The 24,577-nt window shown below is 62.9% G+C and carries 19 protein-coding genes; 4 read left to right on the top strand and 15 right to left on the bottom strand.

The window, feature by feature from the left end; all coding sequences use genetic code 11:
- Positions 1-41: 41 nt before the first annotated feature.
- The 7 genes from livG to MSG32_RS04165 form a co-directional block, all read right to left on the bottom strand.
- Positions 42-797, bottom strand: a complete 756-nt coding sequence (gene livG, locus MSG32_RS04195) for a high-affinity branched-chain amino acid ABC transporter ATP-binding protein LivG (protein ID WP_082388869.1) — start codon at positions 795-797, stop codon at positions 42-44.
- A gap of 157 nt (positions 798-954) precedes the next feature.
- Positions 955-2,280, bottom strand: a complete 1,326-nt coding sequence (gene livM / locus MSG32_RS04190; RefSeq protein WP_248377968.1) for a high-affinity branched-chain amino acid ABC transporter permease LivM — start codon at positions 2,278-2,280, stop codon at positions 955-957.
- Entirely contained in the window at positions 2,280-3,200 is a 921-nt protein-coding gene (livH, locus tag MSG32_RS04185) for a high-affinity branched-chain amino acid ABC transporter permease LivH (protein WP_043336883.1), read from the bottom strand. The genes livM and livH overlap by 1 nt, the downstream gene beginning before the upstream one ends.
- A 257-nt stretch (positions 3,201-3,457) precedes the next feature.
- On the bottom strand, positions 3,458-4,561 hold the full coding sequence (locus MSG32_RS04180) for a branched-chain amino acid ABC transporter substrate-binding protein (protein ID WP_131432181.1): 1,104 nt from the start codon (positions 4,559-4,561) through the stop codon (positions 3,458-3,460).
- A 649-nt stretch (positions 4,562-5,210) separates the two neighbouring features.
- Positions 5,211-7,238, bottom strand: a complete 2,028-nt coding sequence (uvrB, locus tag MSG32_RS04175) for an excinuclease ABC subunit UvrB (protein ID WP_192838931.1) — start codon at positions 7,236-7,238, stop codon at positions 5,211-5,213.
- Positions 7,239-7,304: 66 nt separating this feature from the next.
- Positions 7,305-7,739 (bottom strand): OsmC family protein, encoded by a 435-nt coding sequence (locus MSG32_RS04170; protein ID WP_054556999.1) that lies wholly within the window; start codon positions 7,737-7,739, stop codon positions 7,305-7,307.
- An 87-nt stretch (positions 7,740-7,826) separates the two neighbouring features.
- Positions 7,827-8,018: a hypothetical protein gene (locus MSG32_RS04165; protein WP_054557000.1), complete on the bottom strand. Its 192-nt coding sequence runs from the start codon at positions 8,016-8,018 to the stop codon at positions 7,827-7,829.
- Between the two features lie 284 nt (positions 8,019-8,302).
- Between MSG32_RS04165 and MSG32_RS04160 the strand changes: the two genes are divergently transcribed.
- Positions 8,303-9,439: a folate-binding protein gene (locus tag MSG32_RS04160; protein WP_248377966.1), complete on the top strand. Its 1,137-nt coding sequence runs from the start codon at positions 8,303-8,305 to the stop codon at positions 9,437-9,439.
- Between the two features lie 141 nt (positions 9,440-9,580).
- On the opposite strand, the gene MSG32_RS04155 is transcribed toward MSG32_RS04160, so the two are convergent.
- The 5 genes from MSG32_RS04155 to MSG32_RS04135 form a co-directional block, all read right to left on the bottom strand.
- Positions 9,581-12,424: an EAL domain-containing protein gene (locus MSG32_RS04155; RefSeq protein ID WP_248377964.1), complete on the bottom strand. Its 2,844-nt coding sequence runs from the start codon at positions 12,422-12,424 to the stop codon at positions 9,581-9,583.
- A 74-nt stretch (positions 12,425-12,498) separates the two neighbouring features.
- Positions 12,499-13,266, bottom strand: coding sequence for a TatD family hydrolase (locus MSG32_RS04150; protein ID WP_248377962.1), 768 nt, complete (start codon positions 13,264-13,266; stop codon positions 12,499-12,501).
- Positions 13,267-13,405: 139 nt separating this feature from the next.
- Positions 13,406-13,888: a large conductance mechanosensitive channel protein MscL gene (gene mscL / locus MSG32_RS04145; RefSeq protein WP_054557004.1), complete on the bottom strand. Its 483-nt coding sequence runs from the start codon at positions 13,886-13,888 to the stop codon at positions 13,406-13,408.
- A gap of 443 nt (positions 13,889-14,331) precedes the next feature.
- Positions 14,332-15,921, bottom strand: coding sequence for a peptide chain release factor 3 (locus tag MSG32_RS04140; protein ID WP_153635928.1), 1,590 nt, complete (start codon positions 15,919-15,921; stop codon positions 14,332-14,334).
- Positions 15,922-16,053: 132 nt separating this feature from the next.
- Positions 16,054-16,884, bottom strand: a complete 831-nt coding sequence (locus MSG32_RS04135) for a helix-turn-helix transcriptional regulator (RefSeq protein ID WP_248377960.1) — start codon at positions 16,882-16,884, stop codon at positions 16,054-16,056.
- A 205-nt stretch (positions 16,885-17,089) separates the two neighbouring features.
- Here MSG32_RS04135 and MSG32_RS04130 point away from each other — a divergent pair, with 205 nt between their 5' ends.
- A complete protein-coding gene (locus MSG32_RS04130) occupies positions 17,090-18,565 on the top strand; it encodes a Na+/H+ antiporter NhaC family protein (RefSeq protein ID WP_248377958.1) in 1,476 nt (491 codons plus the stop codon).
- Positions 18,566-18,672: 107 nt separating this feature from the next.
- Positions 18,673-19,404 carry an aspartate/glutamate racemase family protein gene (locus MSG32_RS04125; RefSeq protein ID WP_248377956.1) on the top strand — a complete coding sequence of 244 codons (732 nt, stop codon included), beginning with the start codon at positions 18,673-18,675 and terminating at the stop codon, positions 19,402-19,404.
- Positions 19,405-19,485: 81 nt separating this feature from the next.
- Here the strand turns inward: MSG32_RS04125 and MSG32_RS04120 are convergent, their stop codons facing one another.
- Positions 19,486-19,881, bottom strand: coding sequence for a helix-turn-helix domain-containing protein (locus MSG32_RS04120; RefSeq protein WP_215822912.1), 396 nt, complete (start codon positions 19,879-19,881; stop codon positions 19,486-19,488).
- Between the two features lie 167 nt (positions 19,882-20,048).
- Here MSG32_RS04120 and MSG32_RS04115 point away from each other — a divergent pair, with 167 nt between their 5' ends.
- The gene (locus MSG32_RS04115; RefSeq protein ID WP_248377954.1) at positions 20,049-20,828 is read left to right on the top strand and encodes a cation diffusion facilitator family transporter; all 780 of its coding nucleotides are present in this window, start codon (positions 20,049-20,051) and stop codon (positions 20,826-20,828) included.
- 242 nt (positions 20,829-21,070) lie between these two features.
- Here MSG32_RS04115 and MSG32_RS04110 read toward each other — a convergent pair whose 3' ends face one another.
- On the bottom strand, positions 21,071-22,642 hold the full coding sequence (locus MSG32_RS04110; protein WP_248377952.1) for a sulfatase-like hydrolase/transferase: 1,572 nt from the start codon (positions 22,640-22,642) through the stop codon (positions 21,071-21,073).
- A gap of 3 nt (positions 22,643-22,645) precedes the next feature.
- On the bottom strand, positions 22,646-24,568 hold the full coding sequence (locus tag MSG32_RS04105) for a TRAP transporter fused permease subunit (RefSeq protein ID WP_248377950.1): 1,923 nt from the start codon (positions 24,566-24,568) through the stop codon (positions 22,646-22,648).
- Positions 24,569-24,577 lie beyond the last annotated feature (9 nt).

Below are 24,577 nucleotides of genomic sequence, written 5' to 3'. Positions count from 1 at the left end.
CGTGGCCTCGGGCGTCACGTCTTCGACATGCTCACTCATGATCACTCTTCCCCCAGATAGGCCTTGATCACGGCATCGTTGCGCCGTATGTCCTCCGGACTGCCATCCGCCAGCGGCTGGCCCTGATTGACCACGTAGATGTGGTCCGAAATGCCCATCACCAGGCTCATGTCATGCTCGATCAATAGCACCGAGATGCCCTCATCGCGGGTCAGGCTGACGATCAGATCATCCAGATCACGTGTCTCGTTGGGATTGAGGCCCGCCGCCGGCTCATCCAGCATCAGCAGCCGCGGCCTGGCGACCATGCAGCGCGCGATCTCGAGTCGACGCTGCTGGCCATAGGCCAGATTGCCGGCCTCGCGGTTGGCGAATTCGAGCAGACCGACTCGCTCCAGCCAGTCGCCGGCATGCTGCATCAGCGCCTTTTCACTGCGTCGATAGCCCGGCGTCTTGAACAGTCCCTTGAGAAGATTGCGTTCGGCGTGCATGTGCTGCGCCACCAGCAGGTTCTCGATGACGGTCATCTCCTTGAACAGCCGCACGTTCTGGAAGGTGCGCACCATGCCGGCCTGGGCGATGCGATAGCCCGGCAGGCGATGCATGGCGCGGTTCTGGAAATACACCTCGCCGCCGGTGGGCTGATAGAAGCCGGAGATGCAGTTGAAGACGGTGGTCTTGCCCGCACCGTTCGGCCCGATGACCGACACCACCTCGCCCGGATGCACCTGGAGCGTCACGCCGTCCACGGCCTTGAGGCCACCGAACTGCATGGTGAGATCGCGCACATCCAGCAATGGCGCTCCGCCCTCGGTGCGCGCCTGACGACGCGCGGAGGCGACCGGTATCGGATTGTCGAGGTCTTGCCTGTCGCGGACCTGCTTGTCACGGACCTGCTTGTCACGGACCTGCTTGTCACGGACCTGCTTGTCACGGACCTGATTATCATGTGTATCAGCCACGGTCGAGCTCCATCTGCGGTCGTTTGAGCGGCACCAGGCCCTGAGGACGCCAGACCATCATCAACACCATCATCAGCCCGAACAGCAGCATGCGATATTCATTGAATTCGCGTGCCAGCTCCGGCAGCAAGGTCATGGCGATCGCGGCCAGGATCACGCCCAGCTGCGAGCCCATCCCGCCCAGCACCACGATGGCCAGAATGATCGCCGACTCGATGAAGGTGAAGGACTCGGGGCTGATGAAGCCTTGACGCGCGGCGAAGAAGGCACCGGCGAAGCCCGCGAAGCTCGCGCCGATCGTGAAGGCCGAGAGCTTGATGCCGGTGGGATTCATGCCCAGCGAGCGACAGGCGATATCATCCTCGCGCAGTGCCTCCCACGCCCGCCCGATGGGCATGCGCAGCAAGCGGTAGATCACGAACAGCGTGATCAGCACCAGGATCAAGGCCAGCAGATACAGGTAGATCACCTTGAGGGCCGGGTCGTAGTCGATGCCGAAGTACTCATGGAAGGCGATGTTGCCCTCGTCGGCTCGCCGCGAGAACTCGAGGTTGAACAAGGTCGGCTTGGGAATGCGCGAGATGCCATTCGGGCCGCCGGTCAGCTCGGTCCAGTTGTTGAGCAGGATGCGGATGATCTCGCCGAAGCCCAGCGTCACGATGGCCAGGTAATCCCCGCGCAATCGCAGTACCGGGAAGCCGAGCAGATAGCCGAACAACGCCGTCATCAACCCGGCGATGGGCAGCGCCTCCCAGAAGCTGAAGCCCAGATAGCTGTTGAGCAGCGCATAGGTATAGGCCCCGACGGCGTAGAAGCCCACGTAGCCGAGATCCAGCAGCCCGGCGAGCCCCACTACCACGTTGAGCCCCAGGCCCAGCATGATGTAGATCAGCGTCAGGGTCGCGAGATCCACCGCCGAGCGGTTGGAGAGGAACGGGAAGATCAGCAGCGCGCCGATGGCCAGCATGATCCACAGCTGACGCTTCTGGCCGCTCATCACATCGGGGACACTGAAACGCGAGGGTTTGCGGGTACGCGCCCGCCACTCCTCGATCTGCGGACGTACCAGCTGATGCAGGAAGACGGCCAGTGCCGCGGCCAGCAACCAGCCCCAGGTGTCCATGCCCATCAAGCGCACCGTGGTAGTGATGCCGGTGGATTCGAGCTGCACCCCCAGCACCGAGCCGCCCAGCACGAGGGTCAGCACGGCGGCCGCGAGCGCCGACCACCAGGGACGCCGATAGGCAGGCTGGGGCGGCAACGTCTCGGCAGGCGAGGTGCCCGCCTTCTTCAGAGTCTGTTTCGCAAGCTTGGGCATCAGATCTTCTCCACTTCGGGCTTGCCGAGAATCCCGGAGGGACGGAACAGCAGAATCAGGATCAGCAGTCCGAAGGCCACCACGTCCTTGTATTCCGTGGACAGGTAACCGCCGGTCAGCGCCTCCGCGACCCCCAGCAGCAGTCCGCCCAGCATCGCGCCGGGGATGCTGCCGATCCCGCCCAGCACCGCCGCCGTGAACGCCTTGAGGCCGGCCAGGAAGCCGATGTAGGGATTGACCACGCCGTAGTACATGCCGAGCAGCAGGCCCGCCACGGCGGCAAGCGCCGCCCCGATCACGAAGGTCATAGAGATGATCATGTCGGTATTGATGCCCAGCAGACGCGCCATGCCGGCATCCTGCGAGCAGGCACGACAGGCACGCCCCAGGCGGGAGCGCGAGATGAAGGAGGACAGCAGCAGCATGCACACCAGGGTGACGCTGAAGATGATCACCTGCATGTAGGAGAGATTGACCGCGAAGCTTTCCAGCCCGAACTCCCAACCGCCCGGGATCAGGCTGGAGATCGCCATGTCACGCGAGCCCTGGGCCAGACGCATGTAGTTCTGCAGGAAGATCGACATGCCGATCGCCGAGATCAGCGCGATCAGACGCTTGGAGCCACGTACCGGGCGATAGGCCACCCGCTCCACGGCAAAGCCGTAGGCGCAGGACACCAGCACCGCCACCAGCAAGGCGGCCGCCATCAGGAAGAAGGGGTTGGCGATGCCCAGCATGCCCAGCGCCGCGATGACGATGAAGGTCACGTAGGTGCCGATCATGTAGATCTCGCCGTGGGCGAAATTGATCATGCCGATGATGCCGTAGACCATCGTGTAGCCGATGGCGATCAAGGCATAGGTGCTGCCGATGGTCAGGCCATTGATGACCTGTTGCAGGAAGTAGAGGATGTCTTCCATTGAAACGACCCTTGGCCGCGACTGTCTTCGGCTTGTGGCCGGTGACCGTCAGGGAAATGCCGCATTCGCGGCGACAACGGGAAGGCACGGCGATATTGCATCACCGTGGACTCGACCGAACGGAGAAGCCCGCCATGCCAGGAGGCATGACGGGAAGCGTCTCGGGGTTGATCCACCACGGCCACAAGAGGTCTCAAATGAGATGTCACATGGCCGTGGCGAAGGCTGGGCTCAGACGAGCAGAGGCCAGCCGATGATCAATGTGCCGCTTCGCTCTTGGTTCCGTCGGCGTGCCAGTTGTAGACGACGAAGTTGAAGTCCTTCAGGTCGCCCTTCTCGTCGTATTCGACCTTGCCGATGGGCGTGTCGAAGCTGTTGGCGCGCAGATATTCGGCGACGTCATACGGGTCGGTGGAATCGGCGCCCTTGATGCCATCGGCGATCAGCTCCACCGCGGTGTAGGCCGGCATGACGAACGGGCCGGAGGGGTCCTGATCCTTGTCCTTGAAGGCCGCGACCAGATCGGCGTTCTTCGGGTCTGTCTCGAAGGCCGGCGGCAGCGTCACATAAAGCCCTTCGGAGGCCTGACCGGCGATCTTGGAAATGTCCGGGTTGCCGACCCCTTCCGGGCCCATGAAGGGGGCATCGAAGCCCAGCTCACGCGACTGACGCAGCAAGAGGCCCAGTTCCGGGTGATAGCCGCCGTAGTAGACGAAGTCGACGTTCTCCTTCTTGAGCTTGGAGATCAGCGCCGAGAAATCCTTGTCGCCCGCCGTGATGCCCTCGAACAGCACCACATCGATGCCCGCCTCCTCGACGGTGTCGCGCACGCCGGTGGCGATGCCTTCCCCGTACTGCTGCTTGTCGTGGATCACGGCCATGTGCTTGGGCTTGATCGTCTCGGCGATATAGCGCCCGGCGACCGGCCCCTGCAGGGAATCCAGACCGATGGTGCGGAAGACCAGCTCATAGCCCTGCTCGGTGATGGTCGGGCTGGTGGACGCCGCCGTGATCATCATCACGCCTTCCTCGGCGTAGATGTCCGAGGCCGGCTGGGTCGCGCTGGAGCACAGGTGGCCGATCACGTACTGGACACCGTCATTGACGATCTGGTTGGCCACCGCCACCGCCTGCTTGGGATCACAGGCGTCGTCGTATTTGACGCCCTTGAGCATCTCGCCGTCGACGCCACCGGCGGCATTGATCCGCTCGATGGCCATCTCGGCACCGATGAACTGCATGTCACCGTACTGGGCGACCGGCCCCGTGACCGGGCCTGCCATGGCGATGGTGATATCGGCCTGAGCCTGAGTGGACATCGCCGCGGCGATACCGAGAGCGAGAAGAGACCTGCGCATCATGATGAGAATTCCTGTTCCCGATTATTGTTGTACTACGGCCGGGCAGACCTGACTGACGCCTGGTGGCAGCGCTGGGCTGACCGAAAAGGGCTGGCGACAGTGTCTGTCATTCGCTGACCTTGTGCGCCGCTGCCAGCCTGCAGGCAGGGGATCGACACGTCAGGAATGCCTTGAAAGCATTATTGGCAGCAGCGAATACGCATGTAAAGTGACCGTTTGGCCGCTCATGAATGCGGCTCGACAGCCTGCCAATAGCGAAAAGCACCACGCTTTCCCATGTGACCAGACAATCCTCGGAAAACCTGATCAAAGCCAGTTATTGGCACATGCCAACACGCGGATAACAGGTTTTCCCTCTCCTCTCGCACCATCAGGACGCACCGCAGCCCCCTGCCCGGCTACGCCCAAGGTTGTAAGAGAAGCAATCCTGCCGCCCTCCCCGAGCAACCGGTTGCCCCTGAGCCATGCACTGAGCTGCAATGTGATGATTTGCGACGCAACAGGCAAGATAACGGTATAACTTGCCGATGACACTTCCCCGTCAGTTACCTGCCAGCCCTGAACGCCACGCGCCCGACGATGGGTGACATCGTCGGGCGCGCAGGGTCATGCCTTAAGCAACGCGAATGCTGGGGAATGGAGAGTAGCGTCAGCCCAGCGCGATCAGGCGATTGCGGACATCGTTGATCTGGTCGCGCAGTCGACCGGCTTCCTCGAATTCGAGGTTCTTGGCCGCGGCAAACATGGCATCTTCGAGACGGCTGATCTCCTTCTCGAGCGCCTGAGGCCCTTCGGCCGCCAGCGCGGCGTAGTCCGGCGTCTCTTCCGCCACCTGACGCTCGCTGCCCTTGCGACGGCTGCTCTTGCGGCCCGGCGCCTGGGCGCCTTCCATGATATCCGCCACCGACTTGGTGATGGTGCGCGGCGTGATGCCGTGCTCATCATTGAAGGCCATCTGCTTCTCGCGACGGCGTTCAGTCTCGGCAATGGCCCGCTGCATGGAATCGGTGATGCGATCCCCGTACAGAATGGCCTTGCCGTTGGCATTACGCGCCGCGCGACCGATGGTCTGGATCAGGGAGCGTTCCGAGCGCAGGAAGCCCTCCTTGTCGGCATCCAGGATCGCCACTAGCGAGACCTCCGGAATATCGAGGCCCTCACGCAGCAGGTTGATGCCGACCAGCACATCGAACTTGCCCAGACGCAGGTCACGAATGATCTCGACCCGCTCGACGGTGTCGATGTCGGAGTGCAGATAGCGTACCCGCACGTCGTGCTCGCCCAGATATTCGGTCAGGTCTTCCGACATGCGCTTGGTCAGCGTGGTGATCAGCACGCGCTCGCCGACCTTGGTGCGCGCGCGAATCTCCGAGAGGACGTCATCCACCTGGGTCGAGGCCGAACGCACCTCGATGACCGGGTCGAGCAGCCCGGTGGGACGTACCACCTGCTCCACCACCTGGCCGGCATGCTCTTCCTCATAGGGGCCAGGCGTCGCCGAGACGAATACGGTCTGCGGCAGGATGCTCTCCCACTCCTCGAATTTCATCGGGCGGTTGTCGAGGGCCGACGGCAGGCGGAAGCCGTACTCCACCAGCGTTTCCTTGCGCGAACGGTCACCGCGATACATGCCGCCGACCTGCGGCACGCTGACGTGGGACTCATCGATGAAGACCAGCGCGTCCTTGGGCAGGTAGTCGAAGAAGGTCGGCGGCGCGTTGCCGGGATCACGCCCCGACAGATAGCGCGAGTAGTTCTCGATGCCGTTGCAGTAGCCCAGCTCCATCATCATCTCGATGTCATAGAGGGTGCGCTGCTCCAGGCGCTGGGCCTCGACCAGCTTGTCGTGCTTGCGCAGGTAATCGAGGCGCTCGACCAGCTCTTCCTTGATGTGATCGACCGCAGCGACGATGGTCTCGCGCGGTGTCACGTAGTGACTCTTGGGATAGATGGTCATGCGCGGCACCGACTCGGCCACTTCACCGGTCAGCGGATCGAACAGCCGGATGGAATCGATCTCGTCATCGAACAGCTCGACACGCACCGCCTGCTCTTCGGAGTCGGCCGGGAAGATGTCGATCACGTCGCCGCGCACCCGATAGGTACCGCGCCGGAAATCCATGTCGTTGCGGGTGTACTGCAGCTCCGCCAGACGCCGGAGGAAACCGCGCTGATCGATCTGCTCGCCACGATTGAAGTGCAGGCGCATCTTGAGGTATTGATCCGGGTCACCCAGGCCGTAGATGGCCGAGACGGAGACCACGATGATCGCATCGCGGCGCTCCAGCAGCGCCTTGGTCGCCGACAGACGCATCTGCTCGATGTGGTCGTTGATCGAGGCATCCTTCTCGATGAAGGTGTCCGAGGAGGCGACGTAGGCTTCGGGCTGGTAGTAATCGTAATAGGAGACGAAATATTCGACGGCGTTGTCGGGGAAGAACGACTTGAACTCGCCGTACAGCTGCGCCGCCAGCGTCTTGTTGGGGGCCATGACGATGGCCGGACGCTGCAGGCGCTCCACGATGTTGGCCACCGTGAAGGTCTTGCCGGAGCCGGTCACGCCCAGAAGGGTCTGATGCGCCAGGCCCGCGTCCAGGCCGGTGATCAGCTTCTCGATGGCCGCCGGTTGGTCACCGGCCGGCTGAAACTTGGAATCGATGCGAAATGGTTTGCTCATGCGCTCTCAATGGTGGCAGTCAGTCGGGTCTTCAACTGACGACAGGCAGATGATTGCCCGGCGGCATCATTCGCTCGCGGGCGCTTCTCGACTGGTCACCGAGACCCGGGTGCTGGTCATCAGGCGATGGATGGGGCAACGCTCGGAGATCTCGATCAGGCGCGCGCGGGTCTCGGCGTCCAGCTCATGACCCTCCTCGGCCAGGAACTGCATGCTGACCGTGAGACGATATTCGCTGTTGCTGCCACGGCGCTCGTCGCTGTCGTCCCGGTCTACCGTGGTGATGATCCCCGCCAGCGGCAAGCCCTTGCGCCGGGCGTACATCTGCACGGTGATCGACTTGCAGGCCCCCAGCGACAGGTCGAAGTAGTCATGCGGGTCCGGGGCGCTCTCGTCGCCACCGACCACCGCCGGCACATCGACCAGCAACTCATCAAAGCTTGCGACCTGTACCCGTTGCACGAAGCTGCCTGACCGACGGCTAATTACCTCGATGCTCATTCGTCACCTCCCTGTCGCTGATCTGTCCGTGATCCCGCTCGTGAGACGTTGCCTGCTCGCCGCCTGTCCAGCGTCACCGCACTGCGGTCACTTGACCTTGTAACCGGCCTTCTCGACCGTCTTGACCAGCGCGTCATAACGCACCTGACCGTCGACTTCGGCAAAGCCACGTCCGACCTCGGCTTCCTTGACGCCATCCATCATCATCAGCGCCGTGGTGACCTTGTTGACATCCTTGACGCTCTCGACGCCGATCAGAGTAAGAGAAAAGCTGGCCATCGTGTCATTCCTGTCATGCAGTAAAAAAGGGGCGCCGCAGCGCATTGCAGCCGTCAAGAATAGCACGGTTGCCTGGCGGTCAGCGCCCATCAGACTCGTCGCGAGCCAGGCCCGAGAAACGCCTGGCAGGACGGGAACACTGATTTGCCCGTTCTTTTGAGGCCACATGTGGCACAAGGGGCTGACAGCCGCCAGCTGGCGCGTGACAATGCGGGCATCCGACATGCCGCATGGTTGCCAGTGCGCCACCGGCAGTTCACTCCTTCGCAACAGGATGATGGTAGATGAATCCCTTGAAGACCCTGATGCAAGACCACGGCTACCAGCTCGGCGAGGACGGCCGCCTGACGCTGGGTGAGCCAGCCGACGCCTCCATGCCACTCGCTGACATGCCTCACGCTTGCGTAGCCGACCGTGCCTTGGCCGAGAATGCACTGACCCCGCTGGGCAATTTCGAGGTACTCGAGGTCTGCGGCAAGGATGGCGAACGCTTTCTGCAGGGACAGACCTCACAGCAGCTGAGTCTGGTCGATGGCGAGCTGGCGCCGCTGACGACCTTCTGCACCCCGAAGGGACGCATTCTGGCCATGGCTCAGCTGCTGCGCGTCAGCGAAGAGCGTCTGTGGCTGGTGATGCCGGCTGGCACCGCCGAACCGCTGCGTGCCCATCTGGCCAAGTTCGCGCCCTTCTACAAGGTGACGCTGGAGGTGTCGAGTGAGTTGAGCGTGCTCGGCCTGCTCGGCGAGCAGACTCTGGCGGCCTGTGCCGACGCCCTGGCGGCACCTGCGCTGGCCGAGCATGACCTGGCCATGCGCTCGGTCCTTCCGTCGCCCCAGCAGTCGAGCGAGGAAGAAGAACCGCAGACCTGCGCGCTGGCACGCCAGCCGTCAGGCAATACCCCGCGCGCGATACTGGTCGGCCCGCATGCCGCCCTGGCAGACCTCGCGACGGCGCTTTTCGCACGCGATGTGGCCGCCAGCGACGACACCCGCTGGTGCCTGGAAGATATCCGCGCCGGTCTGCAGTGGGTCACTTCCGCGCAGACTGACAGCTGGCTGCCGCAGATGCTCAATCTGGAAGCCCTCGCCGCGATCAGCTTCAAGAAGGGCTGCTACACCGGTCAGGAAGTCGTGGCCCGCGCCCACTTCCGCGGCCAGGTCAAGAAGCGCCTGCAACGCCTGACGACGGCGCAGCCGGCCGACTTGCCGGTGGTGGGGAGCAAGGTCACAAGCCCCGACGGCAAGTCCCTCGGCGAAGTGCTGCAGGCAGCCCATGATGAACAGGGACGTCTGGAGCTGCTGGCCGTGATCAGCCTGCGCGATGAAGAGATCGCATTGGCATTGGAAGATGGCACCCAGCTTGAGCGCAGCGCGCTGCCCTATGCCGTCGAGCGTCGCGACCCGGAGCAGCTCAAGGGCTGAAGGGTACGGATTGAAAGGCTGATCGTCCTGAAGGACTGATCGCTTGAAAGCCGCCACAGGAAAGCCCCGCACGTGCCAAGGTGCGGGGCTTTTGTCTGTCACGGATTGATGATTTCAGGCGCCTGCCGGGGCTCCCAGCCCTTACAGCCCTTCCGGCAGCCAGCCATCTCCTGCGATCAGGTGCTCGATCAGCTCCTGCACCGGCATCGGTCGTGCATAGAGATAGCCCTGATGCAGCGAGCAGCCATGCGCGAGCAATTCGGCTCGCTGCTCCGGCGTCTCGATGCCTTCGGCCACCACCGCAAGATGGAAGGCCTCCGCCAGCCCCAGCATCGCTTCGATCATGGCCTGCCCCTTGCTGGAGCCCAGCGCCGTCACGAACTGTCGATCGATCTTGAGCTTGTCGAACGGCAACCGCTGCAACTGTGACAGCGAGGAGTAGCCCGTGCCGAAATCGTCCAGTGCCAACGCCACGCCGTGAGCCCGGATGGTCTGGAACAGCACGGCCAGGGCCTGGATGTCATCCGGCAGCTGGCTCTCGACCAGTTCAAGCGTCAGGCGCTCACACAGCTCCGGATGCCGGAACAACATTTCCAAGTCTGACAGGAAGCGCTTGTCCATCATGTGGCGCACGGTCACGTTGACGCTCAGATGCAGCTCATGGCCGCTCTCGTGGACGCGCATCAGGGTCGCGATGCTCTCCTTGAGCACCCAGCGCCCCAGCGCGACATCCAGGCGGGCGGACTCGACGATGGCCATGAAGTCCGCCGAGCCCATCAAGCCATGTTCCGGGTGCTGCCAGCGAATCAGCGCCTCCGACAGCTGCAAACGGCCGGTACGCCCGTCGACGATCGGCTGCACGAAGAGCCTGAGCTGATCCTCGCGCAGCGCGACGGTGAACTCGGCCTCCAGCTGCTTGAGGCGACGCAACTCACGCTCCGCCTCCTCATCGAAGAAATGCCACTCGCGTTGGCACTGCTGGGTATCGTGCAGGGCACGTTCGGCGCGATAGACCAGCGCATCCACCTGATGGCCATCCTCGGGATAGCGCGTGATGCCCAGGCTCGGCTGCAGATAGATCACCTCATCATTGAGCGTGACCTTGTCGCGCACGGCATTCAGCAGGTTGTCCAGCCAGCCGCTGATACCGCCTCGCGTCGCTTCCAGCAGCCGGCGCTGGACCATGATCAGCAGCCTGTCGGTCTCGAGGCGCGCCACATCGCCGGAATTGCCCAGCAAGGGAGCGATACGCTTCTGGACCTGCTCCAGCTGGTGATTGCCCGGCTCGGCGCCGGCATGATCGTAGAGCACCTGCAAGCCGCCGATCCTAAGCGCCATCAGCACGAAGCCCTCCATCGGCGCGACCTCGCCCAGCTGGTCAATCCGCACCTTGATCAGGCGCAGCATGCCTTCACGACTGAGCAGACCGGTATCGAGATCCGTCTCGCGCTCCTCGAGCAACTGGTGCTGGAGCAGCACGCGTTCCTGCTCCAGCCCTCGTACCACCAGCGTATCGAGGGTCATGTCCAGCAACGGCATCATCTCGGTGGCGTTGAGTCGATGGCCGCGACTGGCCACCAGCAGCAATTCGCTGCGCCCGGGATGCGGCGAGACCGAATAGCCCATCAGCTGGCTGGCGCCCAGTCGCTGGCACAGCAGCAGCGCGCGATCTTCCTGCTCATCGACACTTTTGTCGGCGCTCCCATCGCCATCGCGTCGCGAGCGATCACCGGCTGACACGCACACGCGCCCCACCGGCAGGCGCCAGAGAGGATCACGCCGCAACGATGCCTCACTCAACCACTCACGCTCATCGTGACTCTGCAGAATGAGGTAGCCGGCGTTGGGATTTCCCACCTCACGCCGATAGATGATGATCTCTGCCCCCAGCATCTCGCGCACGCGCTGCAGGTAGCGGGTGAGAGACGCACGCGCATTCTGCGGCGTGTGGGTTTCATAGGGGACGCTCAGGAATTGCTGGTTGAGAATGCTGTGGCGCTGGTATTGATGCTCGAGATAGGTGCCATAGGCCCGACTCGCCCTGCGGCGCCGACTGTCGCGCACCAGCATGCCGATGGTGCCCATGCCCGCCAGCAAAATGATCAACAGCAGTACCGCCAGCGGAGTGCCCATCTCCTGCAGCAACTGAGCGACGCGATTTTCATCCTGCCAGCAGGCCTTGGCATGGTTGTAGCGATCGGCACGACCGGACGCGGGCAAGGCCACGCAGACCTGCTGCGTCGCGATGGGCTGTGGCATGGCGTTGCTGACCACCTGCAGACCCTTCAAGCCCAGCACGGCCGCCTGCTCGTCCAGCAGGTCTGCCGTGAGCGGCATGCCCAGAATCAACAGCCCCTGCTCGTCTCGCGGTGGCAAGGCCTCCTCATCCTCGTAGAGCCCCTGCATGCCGATCAGCCATGGCTGGTTGTCGACGATCAACCAGGCCAGCTGAGGTTGTGTCGGTGACTGGCGGGCCGCCTGCATGACGGGGGCGAGCGCACGTCGCCAGCTCACCGGCTGCTTGCCCAGCCAGTCGGCCCCCGGCGACCCGGCGTTGTGCTGCACCCAGGCGGCCACCTGCCCATCGCCACGCACCGCAGAGATCAGATGTATGCCGGTGTTGATGGCGAACTCGGGGCCATACATGTACTCGAGCCAGGTCGTGTCGAGCTCGGGCTCGCGCAGAAACCTGGTCACGGCTTCTTCCCAGTAGCCGTTTTCCTGCAACTGTCCCGCGAGCAGGCGCTGCTCACTCTGGACCCACAAGGCCAGCCGCTGCCTGTCGGACTCACGATCCGCCTCGCGGGATTGCGTGATCTGGCTGGCCGTCAACCAGGCGGTGGCCAGCAATGCCGCCAGCAACAGCAGCGGCAGCAGATACATCCGATAGCGGGGGCCAGCAGGCAGGGAGGCGTGCGCGAAGACAGCAGAAGACTCGTGTGCCGGCACACGAGAGGAGGAACGCGATGCTGAAGAATCTGACATTGATTTACCGATGATGAGGCGACCTCCTGAACCGGGTCGGCAGGCTGTCGCCTGGCCTTTGAGGTCAGTCTAGATCAGACGTTCAGTTGAAGAATACGCTGCACATTCGTCGTGGTGGATAACGCGATATCGTAGCGACTGCTCGAACGGAGTTCCGCCACCACGTCCGCAACCTTCGCCACTCGCGATGGCTCATTGCGCTGGCCCTGAAATCCGCACAGCGGCATGTCGGGGCTATCGGTTTCCAGCACGAAGCCATTGTCGGGCAGTGACGCCACCACTCCGCGCAGCTTGTTGGCACGCGGGTAGGTCACGCTGCCGCCCAGCCCCAGCACGAAGCCAAGCTCGAGAAAGCGCTCCGCCTGCACCTGACTGCCCGCGAAGGCGTGGATGATGCCGCCACGGGTGAGTCGTGCCTGCTTGATACGCTTGGCGACTTCGTCATTGGCGCGCACGCAGTGCACGATGACAGGCAAGGAGAATTCGCGTGCCATGCTCAGCTGGGCCTCGAACAGCTGCCATTGGGCGTCATGATCGGCCAGTCGCGCATCGAAGCCACATTCGCCCAACGCGACGATCTGGCCGGCATGCTGGTCGAGAGCCTGATGAAGCGCCGCCAGCGCGTCATCGCCATGCTCGGACAGAAAATAGGGATGCAGTCCCAGGGCAGCGAAGATACGCGCTGATGAATCCGCCAGCGCCAGCACTGCCGAAAAGCTTGCCACCGTGGTGGCGGGCACCACGAAGGCCGAGACATCGTCCTGCTCGGCACGCGCGATGACCGCCTCACGATCCGGCGTGAAGTCAGCGAAATCCAGATGACAATGACTGTCGATCAGCATGGAATCTCCCGGTAATGGCCGTACAGCCATCGTGCTATATCAGCGTGTGTCAGACAAACGAAGGGACCGGCCTGGTGGCCGGTCCCTTGAGGACGAGTGTCGATATTGCTTGTCAGTAGTCGTGACCGACGCAGATGGCCTAGGCCGCCTCCACCGGCGCTGCCGGCGCCAGCTCGGAGGTGCAATGACCACAACGGGTCGCCGCCAGCGGCACCTTGGAAAGGCAATACGGGCAATCCTTGTCGGTGACCTCTTCCGGCGCTTCCTCGGCTTCCTTCTTGAGCTTGTTGATCTGGCGGATCAACACGAATACCGCCAGCGCCACCAGGGCAAAGCTGATGATGGCATTGATGAACAAGCCATAGTTCAGCGTGACGGCTCCCGCTTCCTTGGCGGCCTCGAGACTGGCATAGGGCGCGGCCTGAGCGCCTTCCTTGAGGACGACAAAGAAGTTGGCGAAATCGACTCCCCCGATCAGTAGCCCGATCAGCGGGTTGAGCATGTCACCGACCAGACTCTTGACGATCAGTGTGAATGCCCCGCCGATGATGATGCCGACCGCCATGTCGACGACGCTTCCCTTGACGGCAAAATCACGAAATTCCTGCATGAATCCGGACATCTGTCATCTCCTGTCACTCGCTAACCATCCGGTGGATTGCCACGCATCATGCATGGCCCGCACTGAGACACATCCCACGCCATTGTTGTTGTCATTGTCTGCGCCCTACCGACCTTCGCCCCAGCAAGCTTCATCACACGGATGCCAGCAAGACAACATGACCCGGACATTATGCCGTGCTGATGCCGCGCCATGGGTTGGCTGTGTAAACGTAGGGTTACACGCATGTCTGGCCACGAAAAACGCCACCTTTATCCGGGCATAAAAAAACGCCACCCCGAGGGGTGGCGTTCTTCATGGCGTGATCGACAGCCTCGCTATCGCAGCGTCGCTGTGGCAGCGCCATTACGACATCGCCGCTGTGGCAGCGCCATTACGACATCGCCGCTATGGCAGCGCCATTACAACATTGCCGCTGCGGCAACGCCGTTGTGGCAACTGTCTCAGTGCTCACGGGTCGCGCGGAAGGTGATGTCCGGCCAGCGTTCCTGGGTCAGCTGCAGGTTGACGCGGGTCGGCGCGATGTAGGTCAGCCAGCCGCCGCCATCATAGGCCAGGTTGGCACTGGCCTTGCGCTTGAAGTCCTCCAGCATCTTGGTGTCATCGCAGTAGATCCAGCGCGCGGTCTGCACGTTGATCGCCTCATAGATGCACTCGACCTTGTACTCTTCCTTCAGGCGGTGAGCGACCACGTCAAACTGCAGCGTACCGACGGCACCGACGATCAGGTCGTTGTTGTCGAACGGCTGGAAGACCTGGGTCGCGCCCTCTTCGGAGAGCTGCTGCAGACCTTTCTGCAGCGCCTTCATCTTCAGCGGGTCCTTCAGGCGCACGCGCTTGAACAGTTCCGGCGCGAAGTGCGGAATGCCGGTGAAGCGCATGTCCTCGCCGATGGTGAAGGTGTCACCGATCTGGATGGTGCCGTGGTTGTGCAGGCCGATGATATCGCCCGGCCAGGCCTCTTCCACGTGGGAGCGGTCCGCCGCCATGAAGGTCAGGGCATCAGGAATCTTGACGTCCTTGTTGATGCGCACGTGGCGCATCTTCATGTTCTTCTCGTACTTGCCGGAGCAGACACGCAGGAAGGCGACGCGGTCACGGTGTTTCGGGTCCATGTTGGCCTGGATCTTGAACACGAAGCCGGTGAAGCGCTCATCGTGGGCCGTGACTTCGCGGGTATCGGTATCACGCGGCTGGGGCGGCGGTGCATATTCGACGAAGCCGTCGAGCATCTCGCGCACGCCGAAGTTGCCCATGGCGGTACCGAAGTAGACCGGCGTCAGCTCACCGCGACGATAGGCCTCGAGATCGAACTCGTGAGAGGCGCCGCGCACCAGCTCGACTTCCATGCTCAGCTCTTCGATCAGGTCCTCGCCCAGCACTTCGATGGCTTCGGGGCTGTCGAGGCCCTTGATGCGCACGTCATCGGGGATGCGGTTACCCTGGCCCTGCTTGTAGAGATGGATCTCGTCATTGAGCAGGTGATAGACGCCCTTGAAGCCCTTGCCGACGCCGATCGGCCAGGTCATCGGCGCACACTGGATGTTGAGCACCGTCTCGACTTCGTCCATCACCTCGATGGGGTCACGCGTCTCGCGGTCCATCTTGTTGACGAAGGTCAGGATCGGCGTGGTGCGCAGGCGGCAGACTTCCATCAGCTTGATGGTGCGGTCCTCGACACCCTTGGCACCATCGATGACCATCAGCGCCGAGTCGACAGCGGTCAGCGTCCGGTAGGTATCTTCGGAGAAGTCCTCGTGCCCGGGGGTATCCAGCAGGTTGACCATGCGGTCCTTGTAGGGGAACTGCATCACGGAGGTGGTCACGGAGATGCCACGCTCCTGCTCCATCTTCATCCAGTCAGAGGTCGCGTGGCGATCGGCCCGCTTGCTCTTGACCGAGCCGGCCATCTGGATGGCATTCCCGAACAGCAGCAGCTTCTCGGTAATGGTGGTCTTACCGGCATCCGGGTGAGAGATGATGGCGAATGTACGGCGCACATCCGCCGCCTTGGCAATCTGGGAATCTGACATGAGCTGAAAGGCATCCGGCCCGACGTGAGGCACGCCGCGCGCACTGTTGGGTGAATAGCAGAACGAGACGAATGGCGCGCATTGTAGCGGCTGGCGCGGCGCGGCAACAGAGGCGAGCGCGATCAGCGGCCTTCAGTCATCCTTGCGCGCGCGAAAATGCCAGGGCCCCTCGCCCACCGGCGCCTGATCATTGAGGATCTCGTGGCGGATGGCATCCTCGATCTCGTCGCTGCCCAGGGGATAGAGGCCGCATTGCTTCAGCGCGCAGCGAACCCGGATGTCACGCCCGAGATATTCGAGCAGCACGCGAGCGCTGGCCGGCGTGCGGTCACCACTTGCCGATACCCCGATCCGCAGCCCCTTGAGGCGCGACACACGGCTGGTGAAGGTCGGGTAGAGGATGGTCTGGGTGATCTCATTGCCGGTCATCGACTCGTAGTCGGTCATGAAGATGCGATCGCTCAGATAGAACGCCATCCCCTGATACTTGCAGTGTGACACGCCGATGCCGGACGACTCGCGCTCGACCAGGCGCTCAAGACGCTGGTAATAGACGCCATCCTCGCGCTGGATGATGGACACCAGCCCCCGCAGTATCCGCCCCGGCGACGACATCGACAGATAGTACTCATAGTAGTGGCCCACATAGCGGCTCAGCTCGGAGGCGCCCGAGCGTCTCAGCTGCGCCAGCGGCTCGCTCTCCACACTCGTGGCGTGACTCTCGCGCGGCTTGGGACGCACCTGCACCAGACGCTGGAACTGACGATTGGGCAGCAGGATCTCGTGCTCCTCCACCCCGAAGAACTCGCAGATCCGCCGCAGCGTATGCGCGGCGGGCCGGTACTGACCGCTCAGATATCGATTGAACTGTGGCCGACTGATCTCGAGCCGCCGACTCACCTCGGCGATGGATCGGTAGTAGCTGCACAGCAGCCGCAGATTGAGGGCCAGGTCTTCGTTCATGGGTCTGTCTCGCGCCGGGATAGAGCCTCAGTCTACGCCGCTCCCCCGCCATGACCCAGAGTGCGTCAGGCGCAGTCTGAATCAGATAGTGCGTCTGAGTGCGCCACCTTGAGTCAGGTCGTCAAATTCCGCGCCTCACGTGTGAGTGATGCAATGCAGAAGTCCCTCACACGCAGATAGTAATAACCATAAAAGAGGCTATCGCATGACTCCTGCATCCAAACTCACGTTCCACGGCGGGCCCTGGGTCTCGTTCCTGCCCATCCTGTGCTTCATCACCACGGCCATCCATGTGGCCACCAGCCTGGAGGAGCCAACCATCCAGGGCATGTGGGTCGGCATTCTCGCCGGCCTGCTGGTCACCTTCCTGTTTGCCCGTGACAAGTCCGTCTACAGCGACACCATCATGAAGGGCATGGCCAGCAAGGTGGCCATCGCCCCGGTGGCGGCGTGGATCTTTGCCGGCATCTTCGCCACTGTACTGCGCTCCTCGGGACTGGTGGACGGCATCCTGTGGGCGGCCTATCACACCGGCGCCACCGGCACGGCCTTCCTCGTCGTGACCTTCCTCGCCTGCGCCCTGTTCGCCACCGCGGCAGGCACCGGCTTCGGCACCATCGCCGCGGGCATGGGCGTGCTCTATCCCGCAGGCGTCATGCTGGGAGCCGACCCGCTGCTGCTGGCAGGGGCCATCGTGGGCGGCGGCGCCTTCGGCGACAATCTGGCGCCCATCTCCGATACCACCATTTCCTCGGCGGCGAGTCAGGGCGCTGACATCGGCGGCGTGGTTCGCTCCCGACTGCCCTTCACGCTGGTGGCCGGCAGCATCACGCTCGTGGTGATGGTGCTGATCAGTCTGACGCAGCAAACGACGCCACTGGTCGTCGCGCATGAACAGCTGGCCGAGCACATGGACCCCAAGGGCCTGGTGATGTTGCTGCCCGCCCTGGCCGCCATCTACGTGGCCATGAAGAAAGGCGATGTGATCTTCGCCACCACCGTGGGGATTCTGTCCGGCATGCTGGTGGCGATGCTCACCGGCCTCAACACCCTGAGCGGTTTCGTGTCGGTCGAGAATGGCGCGCTGATCAATGGCGTGGCCGGCTGGATGGCAGACCTGTCGATTCTGGTGATCCTGCTGTCGGCGGGCATTCGCCTGATGCTCGATGGCGGTGGCAGTGAGAGGTTGATCAATGCGCTCAAGGGTGTCGTGCGCACACCGCGTGGCGCGGAAGCCTCCTCCGCTGGGCTCTCGCTGCTGATGTCCTCGCTGATGAGCATCAATGCCCCCGCTATCCTCGCGGTCGGCCTGTCCTACGCCAAACCGGTCGGTGAACGCTTCGGCCTGAGCCCTTACCGTCGCGCCAACATCATCGACAGCATGTCCTGCACCCTGGTCTATTCGCTGCCCTGGTCCGCCGCGCTGCTGTTCGCCTCCGGGCTGTCCGTGAAAGCCGCCGAGACCTTCCCCGGCGTGCCGGCCCTGATGCCGCTCGATCTGACGCCCTGGGTGCTCTACGCCTGGGTCCTGCTGGCCGTGATGAGTGTCTCCATCGCCACCGGCTGGGGCCGTCGTTTCAGCCCGGCAGGCCAGGCGAGCGCTCAGGACGAAGCTACCGGCGACACGCCCGCTGTGCGCCCCTCACTGTCAGCGTCAGCCTCAAACTCAGTCTCAAGTTAAATCTCAAGCTCGGCCAACTGGTCTGCCCCTGACTGAGCTGCTCTTGACTGAGCTGCCCTCGACTGAACCTTCACCGCCTGCCCCGCAACAAGACGACGGACACCGCCATGCAAGATACTGAGCTGCGCCAACGCAACGTGATCGGCATCCTCACCGGCTCCGGCCCGGATGCCGGACTGGATCTCTGGAACAAGCTGCTGATCGCCAACAAGGCCCGCATCGGGCCCGGCTATCGGGGAGATCTGGATGCCCCGCACGTCCATCTGATCTCCCAGCCGGCGCTCGGGCTGTCCATGGAGCTCGAGACCCATGACCAACAGGTGTGGGAGGCACTGGCCGACAGCGCCCACAAGCTCGCCGAGCATGTCGACTACTACGCCATCGCCTGCAATACGCTGAACTACTATCAGCCCCAGCTGGAGGCTCTGGCGCTGGATGCCCAGCTGGTGTCGTTCAGCGATGTCGTCATCGACAGGGTGCGGCGCGACGGCTTGAGCAAGGTGGCGCTGCTGGGCGCGAAGTCCGTGACGGACATGGGGGACTGGTCACCCTACCGGGCACTGGCGGAGGTGGTGGAAGTCGAGGTACCCGCCGACCCGCACCTGCTGCATCAGATCATCTATGACGTGAAGGCGCATGGCGGCGATGACCCGAGCGTGGTCCAGCGCTTTCATGCGCTGCTGGAGAGCCTGTCGGCAGACACCGTGCTGCTGGCCTGTACCGAACTGCCACTGATTCCCGTCAGCTCGTCAGGCAACGACGCAGCCCCCGCCAAGACACTGATCGATGTCACGGAACTGGTCGCGGAGGAACTCGCCCGCAAGTCCTGCGGCGTCTGACCCCGCTTGGCACTGCCTGTCCCCGCCTGGCCTCCCCCTCCTTGACCCAGCCCTGGCAACAGTTAACTGCCTGCCAGGGCCTTACTCCTCGCTCTCGGACAGTGACTCGACGATACGGCACTGCGCCACCACCCCGCCGGCGCAGCAATGTGTCAGGCGCTGCAACTCCTCCTCCATGACGGCGAGATCGCGCTGACGCTTGCGCACCTCGGCCAGCTGCGCCTCGATACGCGCATCTATCTGATCGCACGGCAACGCCTGCTGATCCGCCAGCCCCAGCAAGGCGCGGATATCATCCAGCGAGAAACCCAGACGTCGACAACGGCGGATGAAGGTCAACCGGCGCAGTTGTGCATTGCCATATTCACGATAGCCGTTGGCCGCACGCCGCAGCGGGGCCAACAGACCCTGCTTCTCGTAGTAGCGGATCGTCACCGCCTGGACGTCTGAGGCCTTGGCCAGCTGGCCGATGCTCATCGCCCCTGTGACAGCCTCTGTGTCAGACCCTGTGCAAGCCGCTGATCTTTGCGGGTCTTGCGCTGCTGTCCCCGGCTCGCGCTCGGTTCCTTGTGTCATGAGACTTGACCTTATAGTGACTATAACCTCCATGCTGTCAGCAATACGACAGGAGGCCAAGACCCCTTATGAAAAGCTGTTGCGAAAGCAAGTCCGGCGATCTGGCAGAGCTCAGAGCCTCTCAGGGCAAGGTGCTCAAGATCCTTTTGGCACTGAATGCCAGCATGTTCTTCATCGAATTCATCGCGGCCTGGTGGCTGGGCTCCACCGCGCTGCTGGGGGATTCCCTCGACATGTTCGGCGATGCCAGCGTCTACGCCCTGACCCTCTACGTCCTGCACCGCAGCGTGCGTGAACGTGCGTTGAGCGCGCTGGTGAAAGGCATCGTGATGCTGGCGCTGGGCGTGATCGTCCTTGGCGAGGCGGGCTATCAGGCCCTCCATGGCGTCGCCCCCGCCGCACACGGCATGGGTGCCTTCGCCCTGCTGGCACTGGCCGTCAATCTGGTCTGCTTCGGCCTGCTGTGGCGCTTCAAGTCGGATGATCTGAACATGCGCTCCACCTGGCTGTGTTCACGCAATGACATCATCGCTAATGCCTCGGTCTTCGGTGCCGCACTACTGGTGGGCTGGACAGGTTCCCGCTGGCCGGATGTCATGCTGGGGGCGGCGATTGCCGCACTCTTCCTGCAGTCCGCCTGGCAGGTGATTCGCGACGCGCGAGTTGAGCTTGGCGAGTCCAAGCAAGCCGAAAGCGCGAAAGCTGTGCATGAGCAAGACGCAAGCTCCCAAGCCCCTGACGCTCCGCCATCATCCTGCGCCACCCGCAGTTGTTGCGCCCCACCCACGTCTGCCGTGGTGGTCGAGCAGACACCCGCCAGCGGCGGCTCCAGCAAGTGCTGTCGTTGAACCTCGCTCGCTGAGTAGTGCCTGCGCATGCCGAATATCCCGCTATCGGCCTGACACAGGAACGCCCCACCGAGTCGGATGGGGCGTTCCTGTGTCATTGAGGCGACGCTACGCGGTCATCAAGCGCCGCATGCCTTATGCCAGAAAGCCAAGCTGACAGACAGGGCATCGCTGACCTTGAGTACTGAAGGCCTCCCGTCATGAGGGCCTTCAGCACAGAGTGGCTTTAGCGCCGAGAGCCTTCAGGCACGATAGGCCGGTAGCGGCGCGCGATCCTGAAGTTCGATCATGCGTCGCAGCATGATATCGGTCAGCTCGGCCCGCACCGCCGCGTGACCGGGGTCATCGTGCAGGTTCACCAGCTCATCGGGGTCATTCTCCAAGTCATAGAGCTCGCCCCAGTCCTCTCCATGACGGATCGACATGCGATAGCGCTCGGTAATCACCGTCCGCACCCGCTGCGGTCGATCGAATCCCGTCATCGTGCGCTGACTGTCTTCCTCGACGAGGACAGCCTCGGGTGCCGATGTCGACAGCAGGTCGCGCCCCTGCATGCCGTTGAACTCCTGAATCCCGGCTCTGGCGAGTATCGTCGAGGCGATATCCACTGAAGAGGCAAGCCCGGTGGAACAGGCAGCGTCCTGGGGCCGCTGGGGGTCGTGCCAGATGAAGGGGGTACGCACCAGCCCCTGATAGTGCAGCAGAAGCTTCAACATCAAGCCATGATCGCCCATGTAATCGCCGTGATCGGAGGTGAATACGACCACGGTATTCTCCGCCAGACCCAGCGATTCCAGGGACGCCATCACTCGCCCGATGGCATCGTCGATCATGTGAATCATGCCGTAGGTCAGCGCGGTGATTGACCGTGCCTCATCCTCGGTCACCGCAAAGGGATTCTGGTTGTCTCGCGGGTCGGTTCCCTCTTCCAACGCCTTGCGCATCGCCAGGAGCGGCGGCAACTCTCCCTTGCCGAAGCTTGCAGGCAGGTCGATATCGGAAGGGCTGTACATGCCCCAGTACTTGCCTGGCGGAGTGAAGGGGTGATGCGGGTCCGGGAACGACATCTGCAGGAAGAATGGCTGGTCGCCAGCGGCCTGCTCCTCCAGCCATGCCTGGCTTCGCTCTGCAATCCAGCTGGTGGAATAAAGCTCCTCCGGCACGGCGGTGCGCCATGCCTGTGGCGCCTGGTAGCGTTGATCCGGCAAGGCGTTCTTCGGCCCGACCAGGTCGTCGAAATCAGCCCGCTGCTGACGGGCCCACAACAGATAGTCACCGCTGGCCTCATCAGCATGCCCTGCGGCGATCTCGACATGCTCGAACCCGTAGAAATCTCCTGCGAGCCGCTCCGCGACAGGCGTTTCCCAATGCCGGGTATTCTCCAGCTCATAGTCATCGGTGTGTCGATTGTCCTTGAAGGCATCACGTAGCGAGGCGGACGGCGCCTGTTTGCCCTCTTCGGCCTTGAAGACATTGGTGGCAGGCAGCCCCGTGAAGCTCTGCAGGTGGGACTTGCCGATCAGCGCGGTGCGATAGCCTGCATCCTTGAGCAGCTCCACGAAGGTGGTGTGGTTACGCGAGAGAGGAATGCCGTTGTGACGAGCACCATGCAATGAACTCATCCGTCCGGTCATGATCGAGGCACGGTTGGGCATGCAGATCGGGTTGGCGACGTAGAAGCGCTCGAAACGTGTCCCCTTCGCCGCCAGCTGATCGATGTTGGGCGTCTTGACGACGCCATTGCCATAGCATCCCAGATGATCGGCACGCTGTTGATCGGTGATGATGAAGAGAAAGTTCGGACGTGCAGTCATGATTCAGGCTCCGGTCACATTGGCGATTGGATGAGTACGGCGCAGATGGAAGGCCACCAGCAAGGCACCCATGGCAACAGCAGGAAGGTGGATCAGCGGATCCGGCACCAGACACAGGAATGCCACCAGGAAACGCAGCACGACTTCGGCGATGGAGAGGCGCTCCCGATCGAAGGCCGCCATGGCCGAGCAGAACAGCCAGATGCAGAAGGCGGTGCGCGCCGCGATCCACAGGAAGGACGACAGGGAAAAGTCCTCGACGATCAGCAGCGACGGGTAGTAGACGAAGATGAAGGGGATGATGAATTGCGCCAGCCCCAGGCGGAACGCCACCAGCGAGGTCTTGAGCGGGTTTGCGCCCGCGATGGGGGCGGCGGCATAGGCGGCGATCGCGACTGGCGGCGTCAGGGACGAGGCGACCCCGTAGTAGAAGACGAACATATGCGCCGTCAGCAGCGACAGCCCGAGCGCCTGGATGGCAGGCCCCATCACCAGCACGATGATCAGATAGGCTGGCAGGGTCGGCATGCCCATCCCCAGCACCAGTGCTCCCATCATGGCGACGAAAAGCGCCGAGAACAGGCTCTCGCCGCGCAGCATCGAGATCACGTTGGCCAGCTTGAGCCCCAGACCGGTGGAATCCAATGCACCGACCAGAATCCCGATGGCCGCGATCGCGATCAGCAGAGAGGCGCCGCTGGCACTCCCGGTGATGAAGGAACGCACCAGCCGCATGGGATCACGACGAACCTCAGGGTTGATGACGGAGAGCAGGACCAGTACCAGCGTGGCATAGAAGCCGGATGCCGAGGTGGAGGCGCCCATGACCAGCGAGACGATGACCGTCAGGATAGGCCCGACGAACAGGATCGAGTTGAAGATATCCAGCCGAGTGATCTTGTCCTTTACCTCCAGCGGTTGCACCTGGACGCCCTGACGACGTGCCTCGATGGTGACCGCGGTGAACAGACTGAAGTAATAGAAGAGTGCCGGCACCAGTGCCGCGATGGCGATGTTCAGATAGCCCATACCTGTCAGGTCAGCCATGACCAGTGCGGCAGCCCCCATGATCGGCGGCATGATCTGCCCGCCGGTGGAGGCTGTTGCCTCGACACCCGCGGCGAAGGCAGGCGTGAAACCACGCTTATTGATCATCGGAATGGTGAAGGTGCCGGTTCCGACGATGTTCGCGACCGTGGAGCCTGACATAGTGCCGAACAGCGAAGACGCCAGGATGGCGGCGTGCGCAGGCCCACCACGCGAGCGACGAGTGGCGAGGAAGGCGAACTTGAGCAGCGTATCCCCGGCACCGGTGCCTTCCAGCAGCACACCGAAGATGATGAAGATGAAGACGGTACCCAGCACGATATTGGTGATGGAGCCGAACACGCCCTTGTTGGTGTTGTACCAGAGGTTCTCGGCCACTTCTGCAAGCGTGAAGCCCGCATGTTCCAGAATGCCGGGCAGGCCCTGACCGAACAGCAGATAGAGCACGGCAAGCGCCCCGACAGCGAAGAGCCCCCAGCCCCAGAGGCGCCGACACAGCTCGAGAAATACGCACAACCCGGCCAGCGCCGGCCAGGCATCCTGGCGGGTCACGTCGTAGAGCACTACCTGCATTTCACTCTGGACCACGAAGAAGCTGACGATCGCCCAGCAACCGGCGCCGAGCAACAGCAGGTCCACCGCGATATGACGGATGCCGTAACCCGAGCCTTGCGGCGCAGCGGAGAGCTGCTTGCGGCGCGCAGCGGCAACGCCGATCACGAGCGCCAGGCCAAACCCCAGGGTGCGGTGCCATGTGGGATCAATCAGACCGATACCGGCCGAGTAGAGCGACATCGCCCCGATCACTCCGCAGCACGCGACGGAGGCGAAGAACAACATACGTAATAATGGATGTGACACCGTGGCCTGTTCGTTCATGGCGAGTTC

The sequence above is a fragment of the Cobetia sp. 1CM21F genome, assembly GCF_023161745.1.
In the GTDB taxonomy this organism is placed as follows: Bacteria; Pseudomonadota; Gammaproteobacteria; order Pseudomonadales; family Halomonadaceae; genus Cobetia; species Cobetia amphilecti.
Note: the sequence above shows the minus strand (reverse complement) of the source record. Positions and strands in the feature narration are given on the sequence as shown.